At 71.3% G+C, this 18464-nt stretch carries 14 protein-coding genes; 12 read left to right on the top strand and 2 right to left on the bottom strand.

Features of this window, described 5'->3' with window-relative positions; genetic code table 11:
• The first annotated feature begins 129 nt into the window (after positions 1-129).
• From ACIA8K_RS32115 to ACIA8K_RS32080, 8 genes are all read left to right on the top strand, one after another.
• Complete coding sequence (locus ACIA8K_RS32115; protein ID WP_396066072.1) at positions 130-483, top strand: VOC family protein; 354 nt, start codon at positions 130-132, stop codon at positions 481-483.
• 68 nt (positions 484-551) lie between these two features.
• Positions 552-4178 (top strand): hypothetical protein, encoded by a 3627-nt coding sequence (locus ACIA8K_RS32110; protein ID WP_396066070.1) that lies wholly within the window; start codon positions 552-554, stop codon positions 4176-4178.
• Between the two features lie 63 nt (positions 4179-4241).
• Entirely contained in the window at positions 4242-5456 is a 1215-nt protein-coding gene (locus ACIA8K_RS32105; RefSeq protein ID WP_396066068.1) for a deoxyguanosinetriphosphate triphosphohydrolase, read from the top strand.
• 167 nt (positions 5457-5623) lie between these two features.
• Complete coding sequence (gene dnaG, locus ACIA8K_RS32100) at positions 5624-7483, top strand: DNA primase (RefSeq protein ID WP_396066066.1); 1860 nt, start codon at positions 5624-5626, stop codon at positions 7481-7483.
• Positions 7484-7486: 3 nt separating this feature from the next.
• Complete coding sequence (locus ACIA8K_RS32095) at positions 7487-8017, top strand: hypothetical protein (protein ID WP_396066064.1); 531 nt, start codon at positions 7487-7489, stop codon at positions 8015-8017.
• 42 nt (positions 8018-8059) lie between these two features.
• Complete coding sequence (locus ACIA8K_RS32090; RefSeq protein WP_396066062.1) at positions 8060-8983, top strand: ABC transporter ATP-binding protein; 924 nt, start codon at positions 8060-8062, stop codon at positions 8981-8983.
• Positions 8983-9732: an ABC transporter permease gene (locus tag ACIA8K_RS32085; RefSeq protein ID WP_396066060.1), complete on the top strand. Its 750-nt coding sequence runs from the start codon at positions 8983-8985 to the stop codon at positions 9730-9732. The genes ACIA8K_RS32090 and ACIA8K_RS32085 overlap by 1 nt, the downstream gene beginning before the upstream one ends.
• Before the next feature lie 4 nt (positions 9733-9736).
• A complete protein-coding gene (locus tag ACIA8K_RS32080; protein WP_396066058.1) occupies positions 9737-10540 on the top strand; it encodes an ABC transporter permease in 804 nt (267 codons plus the stop codon).
• 285 nt (positions 10541-10825) lie between these two features.
• On the opposite strand, the gene ACIA8K_RS32075 is transcribed toward ACIA8K_RS32080, so the two are convergent.
• Together ACIA8K_RS32075 and ACIA8K_RS32070 are read right to left on the bottom strand one after the other, a co-directional pair.
• Complete coding sequence (locus tag ACIA8K_RS32075; RefSeq protein ID WP_396066056.1) at positions 10826-12070, bottom strand: D-arabinono-1,4-lactone oxidase; 1245 nt, start codon at positions 12068-12070, stop codon at positions 10826-10828.
• On the bottom strand, positions 12067-13023 hold the full coding sequence (locus ACIA8K_RS32070; protein ID WP_396066054.1) for an ADP-ribosylglycohydrolase family protein: 957 nt from the start codon (positions 13021-13023) through the stop codon (positions 12067-12069). The genes ACIA8K_RS32075 and ACIA8K_RS32070 overlap by 4 nt, the downstream gene beginning before the upstream one ends.
• 313 nt (positions 13024-13336) lie before the next feature.
• Here ACIA8K_RS32070 and ACIA8K_RS32065 point away from each other — a divergent pair, with 313 nt between their 5' ends.
• From ACIA8K_RS32065 to ACIA8K_RS32050, 4 genes are all read left to right on the top strand, one after another.
• Positions 13337-14743 carry a S8 family serine peptidase gene (locus ACIA8K_RS32065; protein ID WP_396066052.1) on the top strand — a complete coding sequence of 469 codons (1407 nt, stop codon included), beginning with the start codon at positions 13337-13339 and terminating at the stop codon, positions 14741-14743.
• Positions 14744-14791: 48 nt separating this feature from the next.
• Positions 14792-15514 carry a hypothetical protein gene (locus tag ACIA8K_RS32060; protein ID WP_396066050.1) on the top strand — a complete coding sequence of 241 codons (723 nt, stop codon included), beginning with the start codon at positions 14792-14794 and terminating at the stop codon, positions 15512-15514.
• Complete coding sequence (locus tag ACIA8K_RS32055; RefSeq protein ID WP_396066048.1) at positions 15511-16857, top strand: WXG100 family type VII secretion target; 1347 nt, start codon at positions 15511-15513, stop codon at positions 16855-16857. The genes ACIA8K_RS32060 and ACIA8K_RS32055 overlap by 4 nt, the downstream gene beginning before the upstream one ends.
• Positions 16858-17289: 432 nt before the next feature.
• Positions 17290-18060 carry a hypothetical protein gene (locus ACIA8K_RS32050; protein ID WP_396066046.1) on the top strand — a complete coding sequence of 257 codons (771 nt, stop codon included), beginning with the start codon at positions 17290-17292 and terminating at the stop codon, positions 18058-18060.
• Positions 18061-18464 lie beyond the last annotated feature (404 nt).

The following is an 18464-nucleotide window of genomic DNA, read 5'->3' as shown; positions in this document are numbered from 1 at the left end:
GTGGAGTGACAGCGAACATCGACGTTTGGTGATTCATGGCGCGCAGCGGAAACACGAGATGCCCGGAACGCCTTCCGGGCGTAACGTGTTCGTCACCTTGCCGCCAACGGCCGGACGATGAGGAGCACCATGGGCAGCGACTGGGAGAACGTGGTCGTCGACGCCGAGGACCCCGGCCGGCTGGCCCGGTGGTGGGCCGAGGCGCTGCACTACCAGATCACGTTCGAGCGTCCCGGCGAAGTCGAGATCCGCCGCAAGGCCGACGAACTGCCCGGCCTCATCTTCATCGCGGTCCCCGACCTCAAGACCGTCAAGAACCGCCTGCACATCGACCTGCGCCCGGACGATCAGGAAGCCGAGGTCGAGCGCCTGGTCGACATGGGCGCCCGCCACGTCGACGTGGGCCAGGGCACAGTTGACGGCTGGGTGGTGCTGGCCGACCCGGAGGGCAACGAGTTCTGCGTGCTGGCACCGCGCCCCTGACACACCGCCGGCCCCTGAATTCCGCCCGGCGCCGATATTCCGTTGCGGCCGGTGAGACCATCGAGCGGTTGATCACTAGTTCCGCCGACCCGGAGGTCTCCCTGACCCTCACCCGCGACCAGCTCGCCGCCCTGCCCCACGCCGACCGGATGCGCGTCCTCGCCGACGACGGGCGGCGGCTGTCCGAATTGGACTATCGCACCCTCCGTGCCGCCCTCGACGCCGGTGACCCGGCCGAGCGGCGCTGGGGCCTGCACCTTGCGGTGATCCGCCGGGACCTGGACGCGGTCCGCGCCGCGCTTGCCGACCCTGACCTGCGGCCGCATGCGATCACGGCGGCCGCGCGCCTACCCGTACCCGATGCGGATCTGCTGTCTGTTCTTGACGACTCCGCGCCGCGGGACCGGGCCGCGCTTTATCGCACGTTGCGCTGGTCACGCCGCCGCCGGCTGGCCGATTCCCAGATCGAGAAGATCATGCGGCGGTACGGCGAGAGCGACGTGGCCCGGCTGCTCCCGGCCTGCTCCCCGGCCGCGATCGGCGAGTGGCTGCCCCGGCTTGCTCCACGCCCCGGCCTGCTGTCCGCGCTGGCCCGCGTCGCGCCGGAACAGGTGCTTGACCTGCTCGTCGCGACGCCCGGCGGCAGGAGCGGCGGCCGGGCCGGCGACGTCATCGACGTGATCTCGGAACGCGCTCCCCAGGCGCTCGCGGACGCGCTAGCCCGCGACCCCGAACTGTGGGACCTGGTCAGCGAGGACGCGATGGGCCGCCTGATGGCCCGCCCCGGCCGGGTGATCCGGCTGATCCGGGCCGCGGAGGCACCGCACCCCCGCGACGTCGGGCGGCTGTCGCGCCGTGCGCGCCGGGGCGTAGCGGCGCTCCCGGACGCGGACGTGGTCGCGCTGATCGCCGCGGAGTGGCGGTACAGGCCCGCGTCCATGCACGCGACGCTGCTCGGCGCGCTGCCGCCCGGACGCCGCCGGCCCGTGCTCGAGGCCGCGCTCCCCGACGACCGGCTGACCGCCGAGGAACTGGGCACGCTCCCGCCGGGAGACCTCGACCAGGTGCTCGACCGCCTGGAGGCGACGGACCGGGCCTGGAGCGACGACACCCGCGGGGACACCGTCGACCGGGTGGCGCTGCGCTCGTGGAACCGCGCGCTGCCCAGGCTGCGGGCCGCGGTCGCGGACCATCGGGTCTCCCTCCGCCAGGCCGGCTGGCGGAACCTGATCCCCTGCGCGCGGCGCGAGCCGGACCCGGCGGTCTTCGTGGCCGCGGTCGTGGAGGCGCGGCGCGCGTTGCAGGACGAGGACCGGGTACGCGCGACCGCGTTGACCGGCATCGTCACCGCGCCGGCCCGGCTGCTGGCCGCGGTGCCGGACGACCTGCTGCGGGACTCCACCCTGCTTGTGCTGGCCGCCCGGGACACCTCCACCGGCAGCCTCGACATGGTGATCCACTGGCTGGACCGGAGCATCGGCATCGCTGCCGCGTACGGACTGCCCGACCGGGTCACGACGCTGGTACCGCTGCTGGCCAGGGCTGTCGGCCGCCGCCGGGCCGGCACGACCAGATTCAGCCGCTGGGCCGGCACGTTCGACCTGGCGATCCGGGACCAGCCCCGAGTGCCCGTTTCCGTCGCGGCGGCGGCCTGGTCCGGCCTTCGCGACCGGGCGCTGCGCGGCGGGCCGGACGCGCTGCTGGAGGCCGCACGCCTGCTCGGGCCGGCCGGGGTGGCGGCGGTTCCAGAGTTGGACGACCTGCTGCGCGCGCTCGCGCTGGGTGAGCCCGGCGCGGCGGGGCCCACGGAACAGGCGGCGGGGCGAGACGTGAAGGTAGGCGCCGGATCGGAGTCGATCGCCGGCCCGGCGGCGGTGCCCGGTCAGGCGGTGCCCGGTCAGGCGGTGATTCTCGGCCGGGTGGACTCCGGTCCGTCGGCTCAGGCGGCGGAGCTGTGGGTACAGGCCGGGGACCCGGTCGCGCGGACGGTCGAGCTGGTCAAGGCGGCACCCGTGCTCGGTGCCGCGCCGGTGCTGTGGCGCGTGGTCACGGAACGCCGCGCCGACCTGCTGGAGACGGTGCTGGCCGGCGCGGTGGCGCTGCCGCCGGTCCGGCCGCTCGCGCCCGACACCTGGACGTCGTCGCAGGTCAGAGCGGTGGGGGAGTGGGCGGCCCCGCGCGCCGTCGACCCGGAGGCCGATCCGCGCGCCGCGGCGGCCGCGGTGCGGCTGGTGCGTGACCCGGCCGTGCTGACGCGGATCGCCGCCGAGGCCCCGGCGCCGATCGCCGGCGTGTCGCTTGTCGCGCTCGGTGGCGGCAGGCCGCGGCCGGAGACCGTCTCGTTCCTTGCGGACCGCGCTGCCGGAGCCGCGGGCCCGGTGACACGTGGTGCCGCGTCCGGGCTGCGGCGGATGGTGGACGTGCTGCCGGAGCGGACCGCGTTCGACCTGCTGGCACCGCTGGTGACCACGCCGGGCGGGGCGGTCGGCGCGGCCAAGGAGGCGGTACGCGCGCTGGCCGGGCTGCCGCTGCCCGAGGTGACAGAGCTGTTGCTGGCGACGCTCGCTGATGTGGACCGCCACCGGGACGTGCGGGCCGCCGCGGCCGGCGGGCTGAGCGGCCGGTTCGCGGACCCGCGCGTGCCGACCGTGCTTGCAGACGCGCTGCGCGGCCCGGAGGCACTGCGCGACGCGGTGATCGCCGGTCTGACGCCGACGTCGGTCCCGGCCTCCGCGCGCGTGGGACCGGCCGTGTTGTTCGGCGAGGCGGTGAGCGAGAAGCCCGGTGCGGAGCTGCTCTCCGCCTACGAGATCTGGGGGCCGCACGACCCCGAGGTGGTCTCCCGCCTCTCGGAGCTGCTGGTCACGGCCCTGCCGGACGACGTCGAATGGTCGGCGCTCAGGTTCGCCACAGACATCTCCGAGATTCCGGCCGGGCAGGCGGTCATCGGCCGGGTCGCCGCTGACCTGGCCCGGTTGTCCACGCGGCCGGCCGATGACCTCAGGGCCGCGCAGCAGTCGGATGACCTCAGGGCCGCGCGGCCGGCCGACGACTCAGATGCAGCGCGGGTGGCTGACGATGCAGCGGCAGCGCGGGCGGCTGACGATGGAGCGGCGGCACGGGCGGCTGACGATGCAGCGGCAGCACGAACCGCCGATGACGTAGCGGCCGCGCTGCCCGCAGACGGGCGTGAAGCCGTGCGGACCGACCGGCTCACGCCTGACGCCGCCTGGCGTCGGCTGGGCAGGCTTGTCGCCGGCCTGCGGTACCGGATGGCCGCGCCCGAGGCGCTGCGCCCGATGATCGAGGCCTGCCGGACGGCCGGGCGGCACACGGACGAGGTCGCCCTGCTCTCCCGGCTGGCGGCCCCGGGGCTGGCCGAGCCGGAGGCGGATCTGCGGCAGTGGGACGAGCTGGTGACGGCGCTCGACCGCCGCCCGGCCCGCTGGCGGGGGTCGGGCAGACGGTTGCCGATGCCGGACGAGGCTCCCGTGCGGACCTCGTCGATCACGCCGGTGCTGGACCGGCTCACCGCGGGCGACGACCCCGCGGCCGCGATGGTGGCGCTCACCGTGATCGAGTGGGCCGGTGAGCGGACCGGGTGGGACGCGCCCTGGCCGGACGAGCTGCGGAAGCTGGCCGCGCATCCTGATCCGGACGTGCGCGAGCGGGCGCGCGAGATCGAGATCCGTTGAACGCCTGCGGAAATCCCGGCGTCGGCCGGACCGGGGCGGGGTGAGCCGGTTTAGGCTCGGCTCATGATCGGCGAGGACGGCGACGCGGAGCGGTGGGCGTCCGAGCAGTCGAAGGACACCGGGTACGCCCGGACGCCGTACCAGCGGGACCGGGCCCGGGTGCTGCACTCGGCCGGGTTCCGGCGGCTGGCGACCAAGACGCAGGTGCACGTGGCCGGCTCGGACGACTTCCTCCGGACCCGGCTGACCCACTCGCTCGAGGTCGCGCAGATCGCCCGCGAGATGGGTGAGCGGCTCGGCTGCGACCCGGACGTGGTGGACGTGGCCGGCCTGGCCCACGACCTCGGCCACCCGCCGTTCGGGCACAACGGCGAGACCGCGCTGGACGCGGTCGCGGGCGGCTGTGGCGGCTTCGAGGGCAACGCGCAGACGCTGCGGGTGCTGACCAGGCTGGAGGCGAAGGTCGACGGCGCCGGGCTCAACCTGACCCGCGCCTCGCTTGATGCGACATGCAAATATCCGTGGCGGCGGGACGGCGTGCGCCGCAAGTTCGGCGTGTACGCCGACGACCTGCCGGTCTTCGAGTGGCTGCGCCGGGACGCGCCCGAGCCCGAGCGGCAGAGCCTGGAAGCGCAGGTCATGGACTGGGCGGACGACGTGGCGTACTCCGTGCATGACCTGGAGGACGGCATCCACGGCGGCTACATCGACCTGGAGCGGCTGACCGCGGACGCGGACGAGCGGGCCGCGCTCTGCGCCGACGTGTCAGGCGTCTACTCCACCGAGCCGGTGGACGTGCTCGGTGCGGAGCTGGCCGTGATGCTGGCCGGCCCGATGCTGGCCCCGGCGCTCGCCTACGACGGCAGCCACCGCGCGCAGATCGCGGTCAAGCGGATGACAAGCGTGCTCACCGGCCGGCTGGTCGCCGCGCCGGTCGAGGCCACTGTCGAGGCGTTCGGATCCAGATCCCTCCGCCGGTACGCCGCGGACCTGATCGTCCCGCGCGACGTGCGGATCCGGTGCGCACTGCTCAAGGGCATGGCGCTGCGGTACGTGATGCGGCGGGCCGGCGCGGAGGCACAGCAGGAACGGCAGCGCGACGTGCTCACCCGGCTGGTGCACGTGCTTGCGGTACGCGCGCCGGACGGCCTGGACCCGGTCTTCGCGCCGATCTGGCGGGCGGCGCCGGACGACGCGGCCCGGCTGCGCGTGGTGATCGACCAGGTGGCGTCGCTCACCGATCCGGCCGCGATCTCCTGGCACCGCGCGCTCACCTGAGCACGGCCGAGGGCTGGCCCCTCCGTGGCGCGCGGCTCCCGCCGTACCCTTGGATCGCCCTTGTGGTTGGGTATTCGCGGTGGCTTTCCGCGGGGGTGACTTTTCCGCGGGTGGGGTTCCGCGGTCGAGTGTTCGCGGGCGGCGACGAGCGGGAGGTGGCGGCGCGGATGGCCGGCAGGATTCGGGACGAGGACATCGCGCTTGTGCGTGAGCGGACGGCGATCGCCGACGTCATCTCGGAGACCGTGACCCTGAAGTCGGCCGGCGGCGGCAACCTGAAGGGGTTGTGCCCGTTCCACGACGAGAAGACGGCGTCGTTCACCGTCTCACCGGCGCGGAACGTGTATTTCTGTCACGGCTGCGGTCAGGGCGGCGACGCGATCAAGTTCCTGATCGACGCGGACCACCTGACGTTCGTCGAGTCGGTGGAGCGGCTGGCCGGGCGGGCCGGCATCCAGCTGCGCTACGAGGAGCCGGCCGCCGGCGGGCGACCGTCCGGGCCGCGGCAGCAGCCCGGCCAGCGGCAGCGGCTGGTGGCGGCGCACAACGACGCGGCCGACTTCTACCTGTCACAGCTGGTCACGCCGGGTGCCCGCGCGGCACGCGAGTTCCTGGCCCAGCGCGGGTTCGGGCGCGAGCACGCGGAGGCGTACGGCTGCGGGTTCGCGCCGGACGGGTGGGACGTGCTGACCCGGCACCTGCGGCAGAAGGGCTACACCGCGGAGGAGCTGGTCACCGCCGGTCTGTCCCGACCGGCGCGGTCCGGCTCGCTGATCGATAGGTTCCGGCGGCGGCTGCTCTGGCCGATCAAGGACATCAGCGGCGACGTGATCGGTTTCGGCGCGCGCAAGCTGTTCGACGACGATGACGGCCCGAAATATCTGAACACGCCGGAGACGCCGCTCTACAAGAAGTCGCACGTCCTCTACGGCATCGACCACGCCAAACGGGACATCGCGCGGGAGAGCCGCGCCGTGATCGTCGAGGGCTACACCGACGTGATGGCCTGTCACCTGGCCGGCGTGCCGACCGCGGTGGCGACCTGTGGCACCGCGTTCGGCGAGGACCACATCAAGGTGCTGCGCCGCCTGCTGCTTGACGCGCGCGACCTCGGCGGGGAGATCATCTTCACGTTCGACGGCGACGCGGCCGGGCAGAAGGCGGCGATGCGCGCGTTCTCCGACGACCAGCGCTTCGTGGCCCAGACGTTCATCGCGGTCAGCCCGAACGGCATGGACCCCTGCGACCTGCGCCTCAACCGGGGCGACCTGGCCGTCCGTGACCTGGTGGGCGCGCGCGAACCGATGATCGCGTACGCGCTCCGTTCGATCATGCGGCAGTACGACCTGGACACGGTGGAGGGCCGGGTGGCCGCGCTCCGCGCCACCGCGCCGCTCGTCGCGCAGATCAAGGACCGGTCGATGCGCCCCGGTTATACCCGCAAGCTCGCCGACGACCTGGGCCTGGAGATGCCGGAGGTGGAGGCCGCGGTTCGCCGCGCCGGTGGCAGCGCGCCGGACGAGAACCGGCGCCGGCCGGTCCAGCCCACGTCCGCGCCGCAGCTGCAGGTCGAGCGCGAGGCACTGAAGCTGGCGCTGCAGGAGCCGGTGCTGGCCGGCCCGATGTTCGACGCGCTCGACGCCACCCACTTCACCGACCAGGTGCACGCGGTGCTGCGCAACGCGGTCGGCGCGGCCGGCGGCACCGGGTCCGCGGCCGGCGGCGGCGTGGTCTGGATCGAGAAGGTCCGCGACCTCTGCGACGACCTCGGCGCGAAGGCACTTGTCAGCGAGCTGGCCGTGGAGCCGCTGCGCGTCGACCGGGACCCCGACCCGCAGTACGTCGCGGTCACGCTGGCCCGGCTGCAGTCCGCGACGGTGACCGCGCGGATAGCCGACCTGAAGTCCAAGGTGCAGCGGATCAACCCGGTGGCGAACAAGGACGAGTACTTCGCGCTCTTCGGCGAGCTGCTCTCGCTGGAACAGCACGCGCGCGCGCTGCGCGAACAGGCCGTCGGAGGGTTGTGAGACGTGTTCGATTTCCTGCGTAGGTCGAAGCCGCCGGTCGCGCTGCGCCCGGAGCTGGAGCGTGACGAACGCATCCTCACCTGGGCGGGCACGTCCACCGAGGCGGTCGTTGTGGTCACCAATCGGGGGCTCTGGCTGCCCGGCCGCGAGCGACTCGGCTGGCACGAGATCATCAAGGCGGTCTGGTCCGGCCGGGAGCTGACGGTCACGGCCGGGCGGGTTGTCGAGGAGCGTGACGGCTACACAGTGGTGGCCGACGAGCCCGCGGTCTCCACGCTGCTGCTCACGCCCGGCCACGTACCGCACCAGGTGCAGGTCCGGGTGCTGAAGTCGGTGGCGGTCACCACCCACCATCCGCTGCCGGACGGCGGTGGCGCGCGCGTGGTGGCCCGCCGGGTGAGTGGTGTGGACGGTCTGCGCTGGACCGTGCGGTACGACGAGAACACGCCGGTCGAGGAGGACGCGGTGCGCGCCTGGACGGACGAGCTGGTGGCCCACGCCCGCCGGGACGCCGACGCGGCCGCGCCCCGCTAAAACCAGTCGGATTCTGTCGTACCCCCGGATTAGGGTCGGGGGATGACTCCGATGATCGAGGCCGCGGGGCTGGTCAAACGTTTCGGCGACTTCACCGCGGTCGACGGCATCGACGTCACCGTGCAGCCCGGCGAGGCGTTCGGCTTCCTCGGGCCGAACGGCGCCGGCAAGAGTTCCACCATGCGCATGATCGGGTGCGTGTCGCCGCCCACCGACGGCCTGTTGCGCATCCTCGGCATGGACCCGGTCCGGCAGGGCCCGGCGATCCGCGCCCGGCTCGGCGTCTGCCCGCAGCTCGACAACCTCGCCCCCGACCTGACCGTCCTGCAGAACCTGACGACCTATGCGCGCTATTTCGGCATCCCGCGCCGCGAGGCACGCCGCCGGGCCACCGAGTTGCTTGAGTTCGTGCAGCTCAGCGAGCGGGCCGGCGCGGAGGTCGATCCGCTCTCCGGCGGCATGAAGCGACGGCTCACCATCGCCCGCGCGCTGATCAACGAGCCCGACCTGGTGCTGCTCGACGAGCCGACCACCGGCCTCGACCCACAGGCCCGCCACCTGGTGTGGGAGCGGTTGTTCCGGCTGAAGCAGCGCGGCGTCACGCTCGTGCTCACCACCCACTACATGGACGAGGCCGAGCAGCTCTGCGACCGGCTCGTCGTGATGGACGCGGGGAAGATCGTGGCCGAGGGGTCCCCGCGCGCGCTGATCGAGCGCTATTCCACCCGCGAGGTCGTCGAGCTGCGCTTCCAGGCCGAGTCGCAGTCCGGGTTCGCCGCGAAGCTGGACGGCATCGGCGAGCGCGCCGAGGAACTGCCCGACCGCATCCTGCTGTACGCGGCAGACGGCGACGCCGCGCTCGCCGAGGTGCACGCGCGCGGGCTCACCCCGTCTGGCGCGCTGGTCCGCCGCAGCTCGCTTGAGGACGTGTTCCTGCACCTCACCGGCCGGACGCTGGTCGACTGATGATCGCCGCTCTGGAGTTCCACCTGGTCGGGTTCAGCCGCAGTTGGCGAGGCACGGTCTTCGGCTCGTTCGTCATCCCGCTGCTCACCATGGTCGGCTTCGGTCTCGGCGTCGGCGGTTATGTGCAGGGCGGCGTCGACGGCGTCTCCTACCTGCAATACCTGGTGCCTGGCCTGCTCGCGTCGACCGCGCTGCAGATCGCGCTCGGCGAGTCGCTCTGGCCGGTGCTCGCCCACATGGAGTGGACGAAGATGTACAGCTCACAGGCCTCCTCGCCGCTGCGGGCCGCGGACATCCTCGGCGGACACCTGCTCTACGCGCTGCTCCGGGTGACAGCGGGCGCCACCGCGTTCCTGCTTGTCGCCGCGCTCTTCGACGGGCTGCGTTCACCGTGGGCGCTGGCCTGCCTGCCGATCGGCGCGCTGCTTGGGCTCGCGATCGCGGCGCCGGTCTTCGCGTTCAGCGCGTCCGTGACAAATGAGATCTACCTGAGCCTGCTGATGCGCTTCGCGGTGCTCCCGATGTCGCTCTTCTCCGGCGTGTTCTTCCCGGTCGAGACGCTGCCGGTGGTGCTTCGCTGGATCGCGTACGCCGCACCGCTCTGGCACGCGGTCGACCTCTGCCGCGCCGCCACGCTCGGCCGCGCGCCGGACTGGTCGCCCGCCGGCCACCTGCTCTACCTCGCGCTCTGGGTGGTCGCCGGCCTCGCACTCGCGCTGCACCGGTTCCACAAGCGGCTGGGGGTCTGACACGATGCTCGCCGCACTTGCCGTACCCCGCATCGCCTCCTCCGGGAGCCGCGTGGTGGCCGTCGCCGGCCGCAACGTGGTCGCGCTGCGCAGCGTCGGCTGGCTCGCGTTCGTCTCCGGCGCGCTTGAGCCGTTCCTCTACCTCTTCTCCATCGGCATCGGCGTCGGCACGCTCGTCGGCGACATGACGCTCGCGGACGGCACCGTCGTGTCCTACGCCGCGTTCGTCGCGCCGGCCATGCTCGCCGCGTCCGCGATGACCGGCGCGCTCACCGAGACCACGTTCAACTTCTTCGGCAAGATGAAATTCTGGAAGCTGTACGACAGCGTGCTCGCCACCCCGGTCAGCCCGATGGAGATCGCGTTCGGCGAGCTGTGCTGGGCGATGACCCGCGGCGCGCTCTACTCCGCGTCCTTCCTCGCCGTGATGGTCGGCATGGATCTCACCAGCTCGCTCGGCGCGCTCGCGGCGCTGCCCGCCACCGTCCTGATCGGCTTCGCGTTCGGGGCGACAGGCATGCTCGTGGCCACCTATCTGCGCGGCTGGCAGGACTTCGACCTGATCGGCACCATCCAGTTCGCGCTGTTCCTCTTCTCCGGCACGTTCGTCCCGGCCACCGCGTACCCCGACGCCGTCCGCTGGCTCATCGAGATCACCCCGCTCTACCGCGCGGTCGACCTGATCCGCGCGCTGACCACCGGCGGCCTGGGCTGGGTCCAGGCGCTCGACGTCGCCTACCTGCTGGCCATGCTCGCCCTCTGCCTCTGGGCCGCATCCCGCCGGATGGGCCGCCTGCTGCGCCGGTAGGACACCCCGCCCCCGCCGCCCGCCGCCGTCGTGCGGCGCGGCCGGTTCGTGACCCACCGCGTGACTTGCGGCCCGTGCCCGGCCACGGCGGAACCGGCTCCGAGCGGCGGGGAAAGCGGAGCGCCAGCGGAGTCTTTGCCCGCCGCGAGGTTGGCCCGCGGGAGCATGCGGGCCGCACCACCGCGTGAGCGGGAAGATCTGGGTCGGGGTCTGGGGTCGTTCCCAGGTGAGTTCGAGCGCCCGCGGGAGCGTGCGGGCTGCACCATCGCGGGAGCGGGAAAGGAATTACAGGTTGAAAAGGCTTGTGAGGAAAGGGTTGAGGAACTTGCCTGTGGGGTCGAGGTCGGCGCGGAGGGCGAGGAAGTCGTCGAAGCGGGGGTAGCGGGCGCGAATCGCGGCCGGGTCGGTGGCGAAGACCTTGCCCCAGTGCGGGCGTGCGTCGAACGGGGCCAGGCGCTCCTCAAGCGCGGCGACGACCGGCGCGACCGCCTCGGCGTCCGGCTTCCAGGTGAAGTGGATCGCGACGCTGTCCCGGCCGTGGCTGGGGCTGAGCCAGAGGTCATCGGCGGCGATGGTACGGATCTCGGAGATCTGCAGGACCGGTGAGACACGGTCGCGGATCGCGTCCACGGCGTCGAGTGCGTCGAGCGCGTTCGTGGCCGGGACCAGGTACTCCGTCTGGATCTCGTCGCCGCTGCTCGGCGTGAAGTCGAGGCGGAAGTGAGGGAGCCGCTCGTGCCACGGGCCTGGTTCGCCGCCCTGCGGGGTGCAGTTGACCGCGGACATGGCCGGGACCGGATGCAGCGGTGTGGTGGCGAGCGTCGCACCGAGCCACCGGTCGGGCAGCGCCGGGTCGAGCGGGGCGCGTTTCACCCAGATCTGGTTGATCTCCGGGCCGGTCCAGTCGGTGAACAGGCTGACCGAGTAGCCGGCGGCGGTGATCTCCCGGAAGCCGGTGGACAGGCGGGACCAGGGCAGACGTTCGTAGACGGACTGGGCGATGTCGAACGTGGGCCGGATGCGCAGGCTCACCTCGACGACCACGCCGAGCGCGCCCAGGTTGACGACCGCGCCGAGGAAGCGCGGGTCGCCGCGGCGCAGGTCGAGCAGCTCGCCGTCCGCGGTGACCAGGCGCAGCGCGGTGACCGCCGACGACAGGCTCGGGTTGAAGACGCCGGAGCCGTGCGTGCCGGTGGCGACCGCTCCGGCCACCGAGATGTGCGGCAGCGACGCCAGGTTGTGCAGTGCGTAACCGGCCGCGTGCAGCCGGGAGGCGAGCTCGCCGTACCGGACGCCGGCCGAGACCGTGACCTCGCTCGCCACCGAGTCGATGTGCACCTGGGTGGGCAGCCCGGCCGCGGAGACCAGGTCGCCGTCCGTGTCCGCGATCCGGTTGAACGAGTGCGCGGTGCCGAGCGGGCGCAGCCGGGGGCTCGCGGCAACGATCTCGCGGAGCGCGTCGAGCGTGCCGGGCGTGTGCAGGCGATCCGTGCCGAAGGTGACGTTCCCGGCCCAGTTGGTGATGGTCACGCGTCCGCCCTCACGAAGTCGTCGGCGATCGCGCCGATGGTGTCCAGGCCCTCCAGGCGGGCGACCCAGTCCGCGGGGAGCGCCTCCTCGCCGTACCGCGCGCCGAGCAGGTTCCCGCAGATCGCGCCGGTCGAGTCGCTGTCGCCGGCATGGTTGACGGAGATGAGCAGTGCGTTCCGGAGCCGGTCCGGGGTCTCGGCCGCGAGCGCCGCGTAGACGGCCATGGCCAGGGCCTCCTCCGCGATCCAGCCTAGGCCGATCCGCTCGATGCCGGTGTTGCCCGGCGCGAACGGCGTGTCAAGCGCCCGCCGGAGCGCGGTAAGCGTCTCCTCGTGCTCACCGTGGCGGACCAGGATCGCGATCGCGCGCTCGGCAGCCTCCCGGACGTCGTCGCCGTCCAGCAGGTACCTGACGACAGCGGCGAACGTGCCCGCGGCCAGGAAACCCGTCGGATGCCCGTGCGTCTGCACCGCACACTCGGCGGCCAGCGCGAACGCCTCCTCCGCGCCGAGGTGGGTCCACAGGCCGAACGGCGCGGACCGCATGACCGAGCCGCAGCCCTTGGAGTCCGGGTTCGCAGGATTCTGGAACGTGCCCATCCGGCCCAGGGCCAGGCCGCTCAGGCAGGCATTGCCCGGCGCGCGCTGCGCGTAGAGGAACTGCTGCGCGGCGAGCCCCTCCGCATGATCAGGTGGGCCGGGCAGGCGCTGGGTGTCGAGCCAGCGCAGGTGGGCGCGGTAGACCGAGGCCGGAAGGTCGTCGCCGGCGTGGAGCAGGCCCTCCGCCGTGAAGAGCGTCATCTGGGTGTCGTCGGTGATCAGCGCGAGCCCGTCGCGGGCGAGCATCAGGTCGGCGACCGCCGGTTCGCGGTGGAACTCGACCGGATTGCCGAGGGCATCACCGACCGCACCACCGAGCAGGGAACCGCGGACCCGGGAACGGTAGGCAGCCATAGGCCCGTGATCTTACGACACGTTGCGGTCGCGGCGCCGGGAATGATCATGGCGGCTCCGAGGTCACGGCGGTGGTGCTCGCGCACGAGGGCTACGGTCGGAGAGCCGACTCGGTGCGCTCGAAACAAGTCGCAAATCCGGCAATGGGTGCAGAGTTGACGGACGTGGATGCGTTGATCGGCGGACGGGCCGGTCTACGCGGTGGGCGAGGTTGCCTCGGCGCGCGATGATGGCCGTATTCTCGGCAGCAGATATGGACAATCACGGCCGCTCCGGGCGGTCGCCGAGCGAGATCCGACAGGGGGAACCAGCGGTGAAGCCCACGAGGGGCCGGCGCCGAGCCGGCGGGGCGTTGCGGTTCGCGGCGGCCACGCTGGCCATGACGCTGGCCGGCGGCGGCGCGCTGTTCGTCGCGCCGACGGCGGCGTATGCGGATACGGTCGCGCAGGGCCAGAAGTGGTACCTCGACCTGCTGAAGATCTCCGAGGCCCACAAGATCTCCACCGGCAAGGGTGTGACGGTCGGGGTGGTCGACTCAGGGGTGGACGCGTCTCACCCGGATCTGGCGGGGCAGGTGCTGGCGGGGGCCGGTACGTCTGGCCTGGCGAGCGATGGTCTCTCTGATCTCGATGGTCACGGCACCGGCATCGCGGCCATCATCGCCGGAAAGGGCGGCGGGGCCAACCACGTACTCGGCATCGCGCCCGGCGCCAAAATCTTGCCTTACGCCGCGCTTGACGCGTCGGGCAAGGCAGTCGGAACCGGATCCGTTGACGGCATCCGGTGGGCGGCTGACAAGGGTGTCAAGGTTTTGAACCTTTCCTACGGCGCGGCCGGCGAGCCCACAGCGGCCGAGGTCGAGGCGATCAACTACGCGCTGGGCAAGGACGTCGTGGTGATCGCGGGGGCTGGCAACATCAGTGCCGGTGACACCGAAGTCATCTCACCGGCCAAGATCCGTGGTGTGGTCGGCGTGACCGGCATCGGAACTGACGGCAACTTCTGGGCCGCAGGATCCGTGCAGGGTCGTGGCGCCGTGCTGTCCGCACCGGGGCAGAAGGTCATTTCCGCAGGCGCTCCTTCGGCGGGAAAGACGCCCTACATCACGACCGACGGCACCAGTTCGTCCGCCGCGATCGTTTCCGGCATCGCGGCGCTGGTCCGGGCGAAGTACCCGGACATGGACGCGAACAACGTGATCAACCGGCTGATCAAGACGGCCGATGACAAGGGCGCGAAGGGCTGGGACGGTCAGTACGGTGACGGCATCGTCGACCCGGTAGCCGCCCTGACCGCGGACGTCCCGACCGTTGACCGCAACCCGCTGCTTCCCAAGGGAGACGGTGGCGCGGCCGCGAGCCAGGCGCCGGCGCAGGGTCAGCCGGCCGATAAAGAGGACGGCGGACTCGGGGTTTCGCTCGAGGGTGACCCGATGCCGCTGTACATCGTCGGCGGTCTCCTCGTGGTGCTCGTAATCTTCGTCGTGGTGATGGTCGCGGTCCGTTCCGGCCGGAAGAAGACACCCTCGCCCGCGTTCGCACAACAGGGCTATCCGCAGCAGGGCTACCCGCCACAGCAGCAGGGCTACGGACCGCCGCCGCAGCAGGGATATCCGCAGCAGCAGGGATTCCCGCCGCCGCAGGGTGGATATCCGCCCGCGCCCGGCCCGCAGTACCCGCCACCGCCAGGCGGACAGCCGCCCTACCCGGGGAACCGGTGACGGAGGGCGATGCACGATGAGTTCAGTAATCACGGGGAGGACAGCTAGATGAGTGGATATGGGGGCGACGACGACCAGTACTCGGTGCCGGTCTACATGCCGCCGGTCGTGCCGTTGTTCCCGCTGGTGCCGGTATTGCCGATTCCGCAGGAAGGCGGGGTGACCCAGGACAACGTGTGGAACACCCACCAGCCGACCTCGATCAACTCGGCGTCCGGCACTTCGGGCACCAAGACCGAGTGGGATGCGGCAAGCCTCGACGGTGCGATCAGCTGGCTGGAGGACCACTCGAAGTACCTCGGCGACCGCCTCCTGCCGGCCATGCCGATGGACATCAAGGACCGGCTGATGGGTCCGTTCAACGACAACGGCAGAACCTCGTTCGGCAGCTATCCGGCCGCCGGTGAGATGGCCCGGAAGCACCTGACGCACTTCGACATGGCCGAGCAGTCCGTGCGCTCCATCGCGGAGGCGCTCTGGCAGGCCGCGCAGACGCTCCGCCAGGTCAAGGAGCAGTACGAGAGCGCAGAGGGCGCGAACGAGATGTCCGCAGCAGCGTTCGAGCAGGTTTTCGCGGGCGAGTCGGCCGCGGGCCGGTACGGCGACGGCCGCGGCGCGGCAGAATACGACACCACCGCGCAATACCAGGACCAGGGGGATTACACGCCGCCATCGTCCTCCACGTCGTCGGACACTTACACAACGGCGCCTGCCCCGTACGGCAGCAGTGGCAGTGACAGCAGCGGTGGCTATGGAGGGCAGCAGGTATGAGTCCGTCCTGGGAAGAGATGGCGATCCAGGTCGTGGCGCACGGCCGGCCCGGTGACCTGAAGAGCGCGGCGCTCGGCTGGGAGGCGTTGCTGCGCAACCTGAACTCCGTCAAGACCAGTCTCGACACGAATGTCACGGACCTCGGCGAGTCCTGGAAGGGTGACGCGTACGACGCGTTCAAGACGCACATCGCGCAGATCTCCCAGAAGATCCAGGATCTGAACGATGAGGCAAACCGCCAGGGAACCATCGTCGGCAGCCTCAACGAGTCCGCCCGGCTGATCGAGGACGCGCAACGTAACTTCCCGATTCCGAATGCCGCGCTGGGCGACATCCTTGAGGCGCGGAACGGTCACGTGGACGTCCCTTCCGGCTTCTTCGACTACAAGCTGAAGCTCGAGGCCGGATTCTTCGAGTCCGGCCCGGTCGAGTTCATCAACAGCATCGGCGACTCCGTCCGGGATGTCTTCACCCGCGAGAGCGAGGATGCCGAGCGCATCTGGAAGGCACTCGACGGAAACGTCCGCACCGAGTCGAACAACACGCCACAGGGGATCTACGCCAACCCCACTCCGTCGAAGGTCAGTGAGGACGGGGCGTACGACACGAGTTCCCCCGGTGGCGGCGCCAGTGGCGTGGCCGGTGGTGGTGGCGCTGGTGGCGGCGCCAAGACCCCGAGCATGAACCCGCCCGGCGTCGGCTCCGTCTCCCCGCCGGGTGTCGGCAGCCCGCCCGGCATCGGCGACGACATGCCGCCGATCGCCAAGACCCCGTCCATCGATACGGGTACCGGCGGCTTCGACCCGGAGATCGGCTCCGGCTCTCCACCGGGCACGGGCAGCATCGACCCGGCCGACCGCCGCGGTACCGGCCTGGCCGGCGCCGGCGGTGGCATCGGCTCCGGCGGTGGGGTCGGTGGCCTCGGTTCCGGCGGTGGCCTCGGCTCGGCCGGTGGCATCGGCACCGGCGGTCTCGGTGCGGGCGGGGGTGCGAGTGGCCTGGGTTCGGGCGGCGGGATCGGCGCCGGCGGCATCCCGGGCGGCGGCTCGCTCGGGAAGGGTGTGTCCGCGGGCGCGGGCGGCCTGGCCGGCATGGGTGCTGGCGCCGGAGCGGGCGCGGGCAAGGGTGCCGGTAAGGGCGGCGCGGGCAAGGGCGGCAAGCCGAGCCTCTCCGGCGGCGTCGCGGGCGGCGCGGGCAAGGGCGGCGCCGGTCGTCCTGGTGCGGGCGGCCTGGGTGGTGGTCAGGGCGCGGGCTTCGGCAATGAGGAGGAGCGCAGCACCTGGCTGCAGGAGGACGACGACGTGTGGGGCGGCGGCGACGCGGCGCCGGGTGTGCTTCGCTGACCGGCTGAGATCTCGATCACGAAACGCGGAGCGGCGGCGAGGGTGGACCCTCGCCGCCGCTTCGCACGTCCGGTGGATCTCCGACTTCGAAGATCGCAAATGGGAGCAAATCGGACAGGACTGACGTCCAAGACCGATTCGCTGGTGACCGACGTCGATTGGGAAAATGACGTTTTCGCTGGTCAGGGTGGTGGGGCGGGCGGGACTCGAACCCGCGACCGAGGGATTATGAGTCAGCTGGCGCAGTGCGCCGCGACCTGGGCTTTGGCATGTTCTCCCTGCTCAATACCGTTCGAACACGACCAAGGGTGACCACCCGGGCCGGCGTTGTGTGCGGTTTCGCGGCGTGGCTGCCGCGGTGTGCTGACCGGTCGGCCGACGCCTCACGATTTGAGGCACACGCACGCCGCGTGGCTGTTCGCGGATCCAGGCGTGGCACCGCTGGCAGTATCGCGGCGGCTGGGGCACGCATCGTTGCAGACGACGAGCGAGATCTATGGCGGTTTGATGCCGAGTGTCGAGGAGGCTGCGGTGTCTGCGATCACGGTAGCGATGGGTGGTGACAGCTCGAGGGTTGTCTCGGTGGAGGAGGCGGTGCCGGTTGTCATTCCGGTGCGGCGGGAGCCGTCGCATGGTGCGTTCGCGACTGGTACAGAGGAGGCGGCGTATTGGTGTGGCTGGTTCGCTGTCGCCGGAAGGTGGGATGCGTCCCGGGTGACGGTGGAGTTCGCTGAGCGCGACCGCGGTCACCTGGCACGCTTCAACGTTTTCGCCGGGCTGGTTTCTCCTAATGATCCAGCCGCTGGCTACGTGGGGGTGCGTGGTTTCGGGAGGTTGCTGCGATTGACGATCTCCTCCGCCCGGATGGCTGACGATCTGGAACTTTCGACCGGGGGTCGGCTGATGGACGATCGCCACTTCTGGCGCGGGGTAGTCGATGGAGCGGGATGGGCCGGTCTGGTTAACGGGGCTCCACGGTTGCAGGTCATCGGCTCGCTGAAGCTGGTCAACGGATTGATCTATTTCTTGAAGCGGAATGGCGTCATGGTCTTCGCGCAGCCACGGCCGATCAAGTTGCAGTATCGTGTTCAGCTTTCTGGCCGGACCGCGACTGCCGCAGCCGATGTGCTTTATCGGCAATCTTCTTCAAGCCTGTCGCGTCGTCGGGTTGTAGTGGATGAGTGGCTAGAGCGAGCCAGGTGATCATCTGAGATGTCTTATCCGCCGGGGCGGGTTGTGGGCGCGTGGTAGGGGGCCGAGATGCGCTGTTGTCGTGCCGCGTACTTCGGGTTGAATCGCTTCCGCGAGTGGCGCCACGGGATGGCGTTGCTTAGATGGCTGGGATGATTGGGCCTGGCGTTGCCCAGCGGAACGGCGTGAACGGCGCGGTGGTGGTGCCGGGTTGAATTGGGTGTTGGCAGTGACGGCCGGTGTCATGTCGGCACCGACTACGATCGTCGGGCATGCGGTAACGAAGAGTGCGAATTCACCCGTTTAATACGCCATGCTCAATGAGGTGATCTCAGCAAGATTCGGGTAGGTGTTTGTATTCGAAGTGGGTCAGGTGGAGTGCGGCGGCGACGATGTCGCCGATTCTGCGTGGGCTG

The sequence above is a fragment of the Catenuloplanes sp. NPDC051500 genome (assembly GCF_044454585.1).
Classification (GTDB): domain Bacteria; phylum Actinomycetota; class Actinomycetes; order Mycobacteriales; family Micromonosporaceae; genus Catenuloplanes.
The sequence above is the reverse complement of the archived record's forward strand: the minus strand, read 5'-3'. Positions and strand labels throughout refer to the sequence as shown.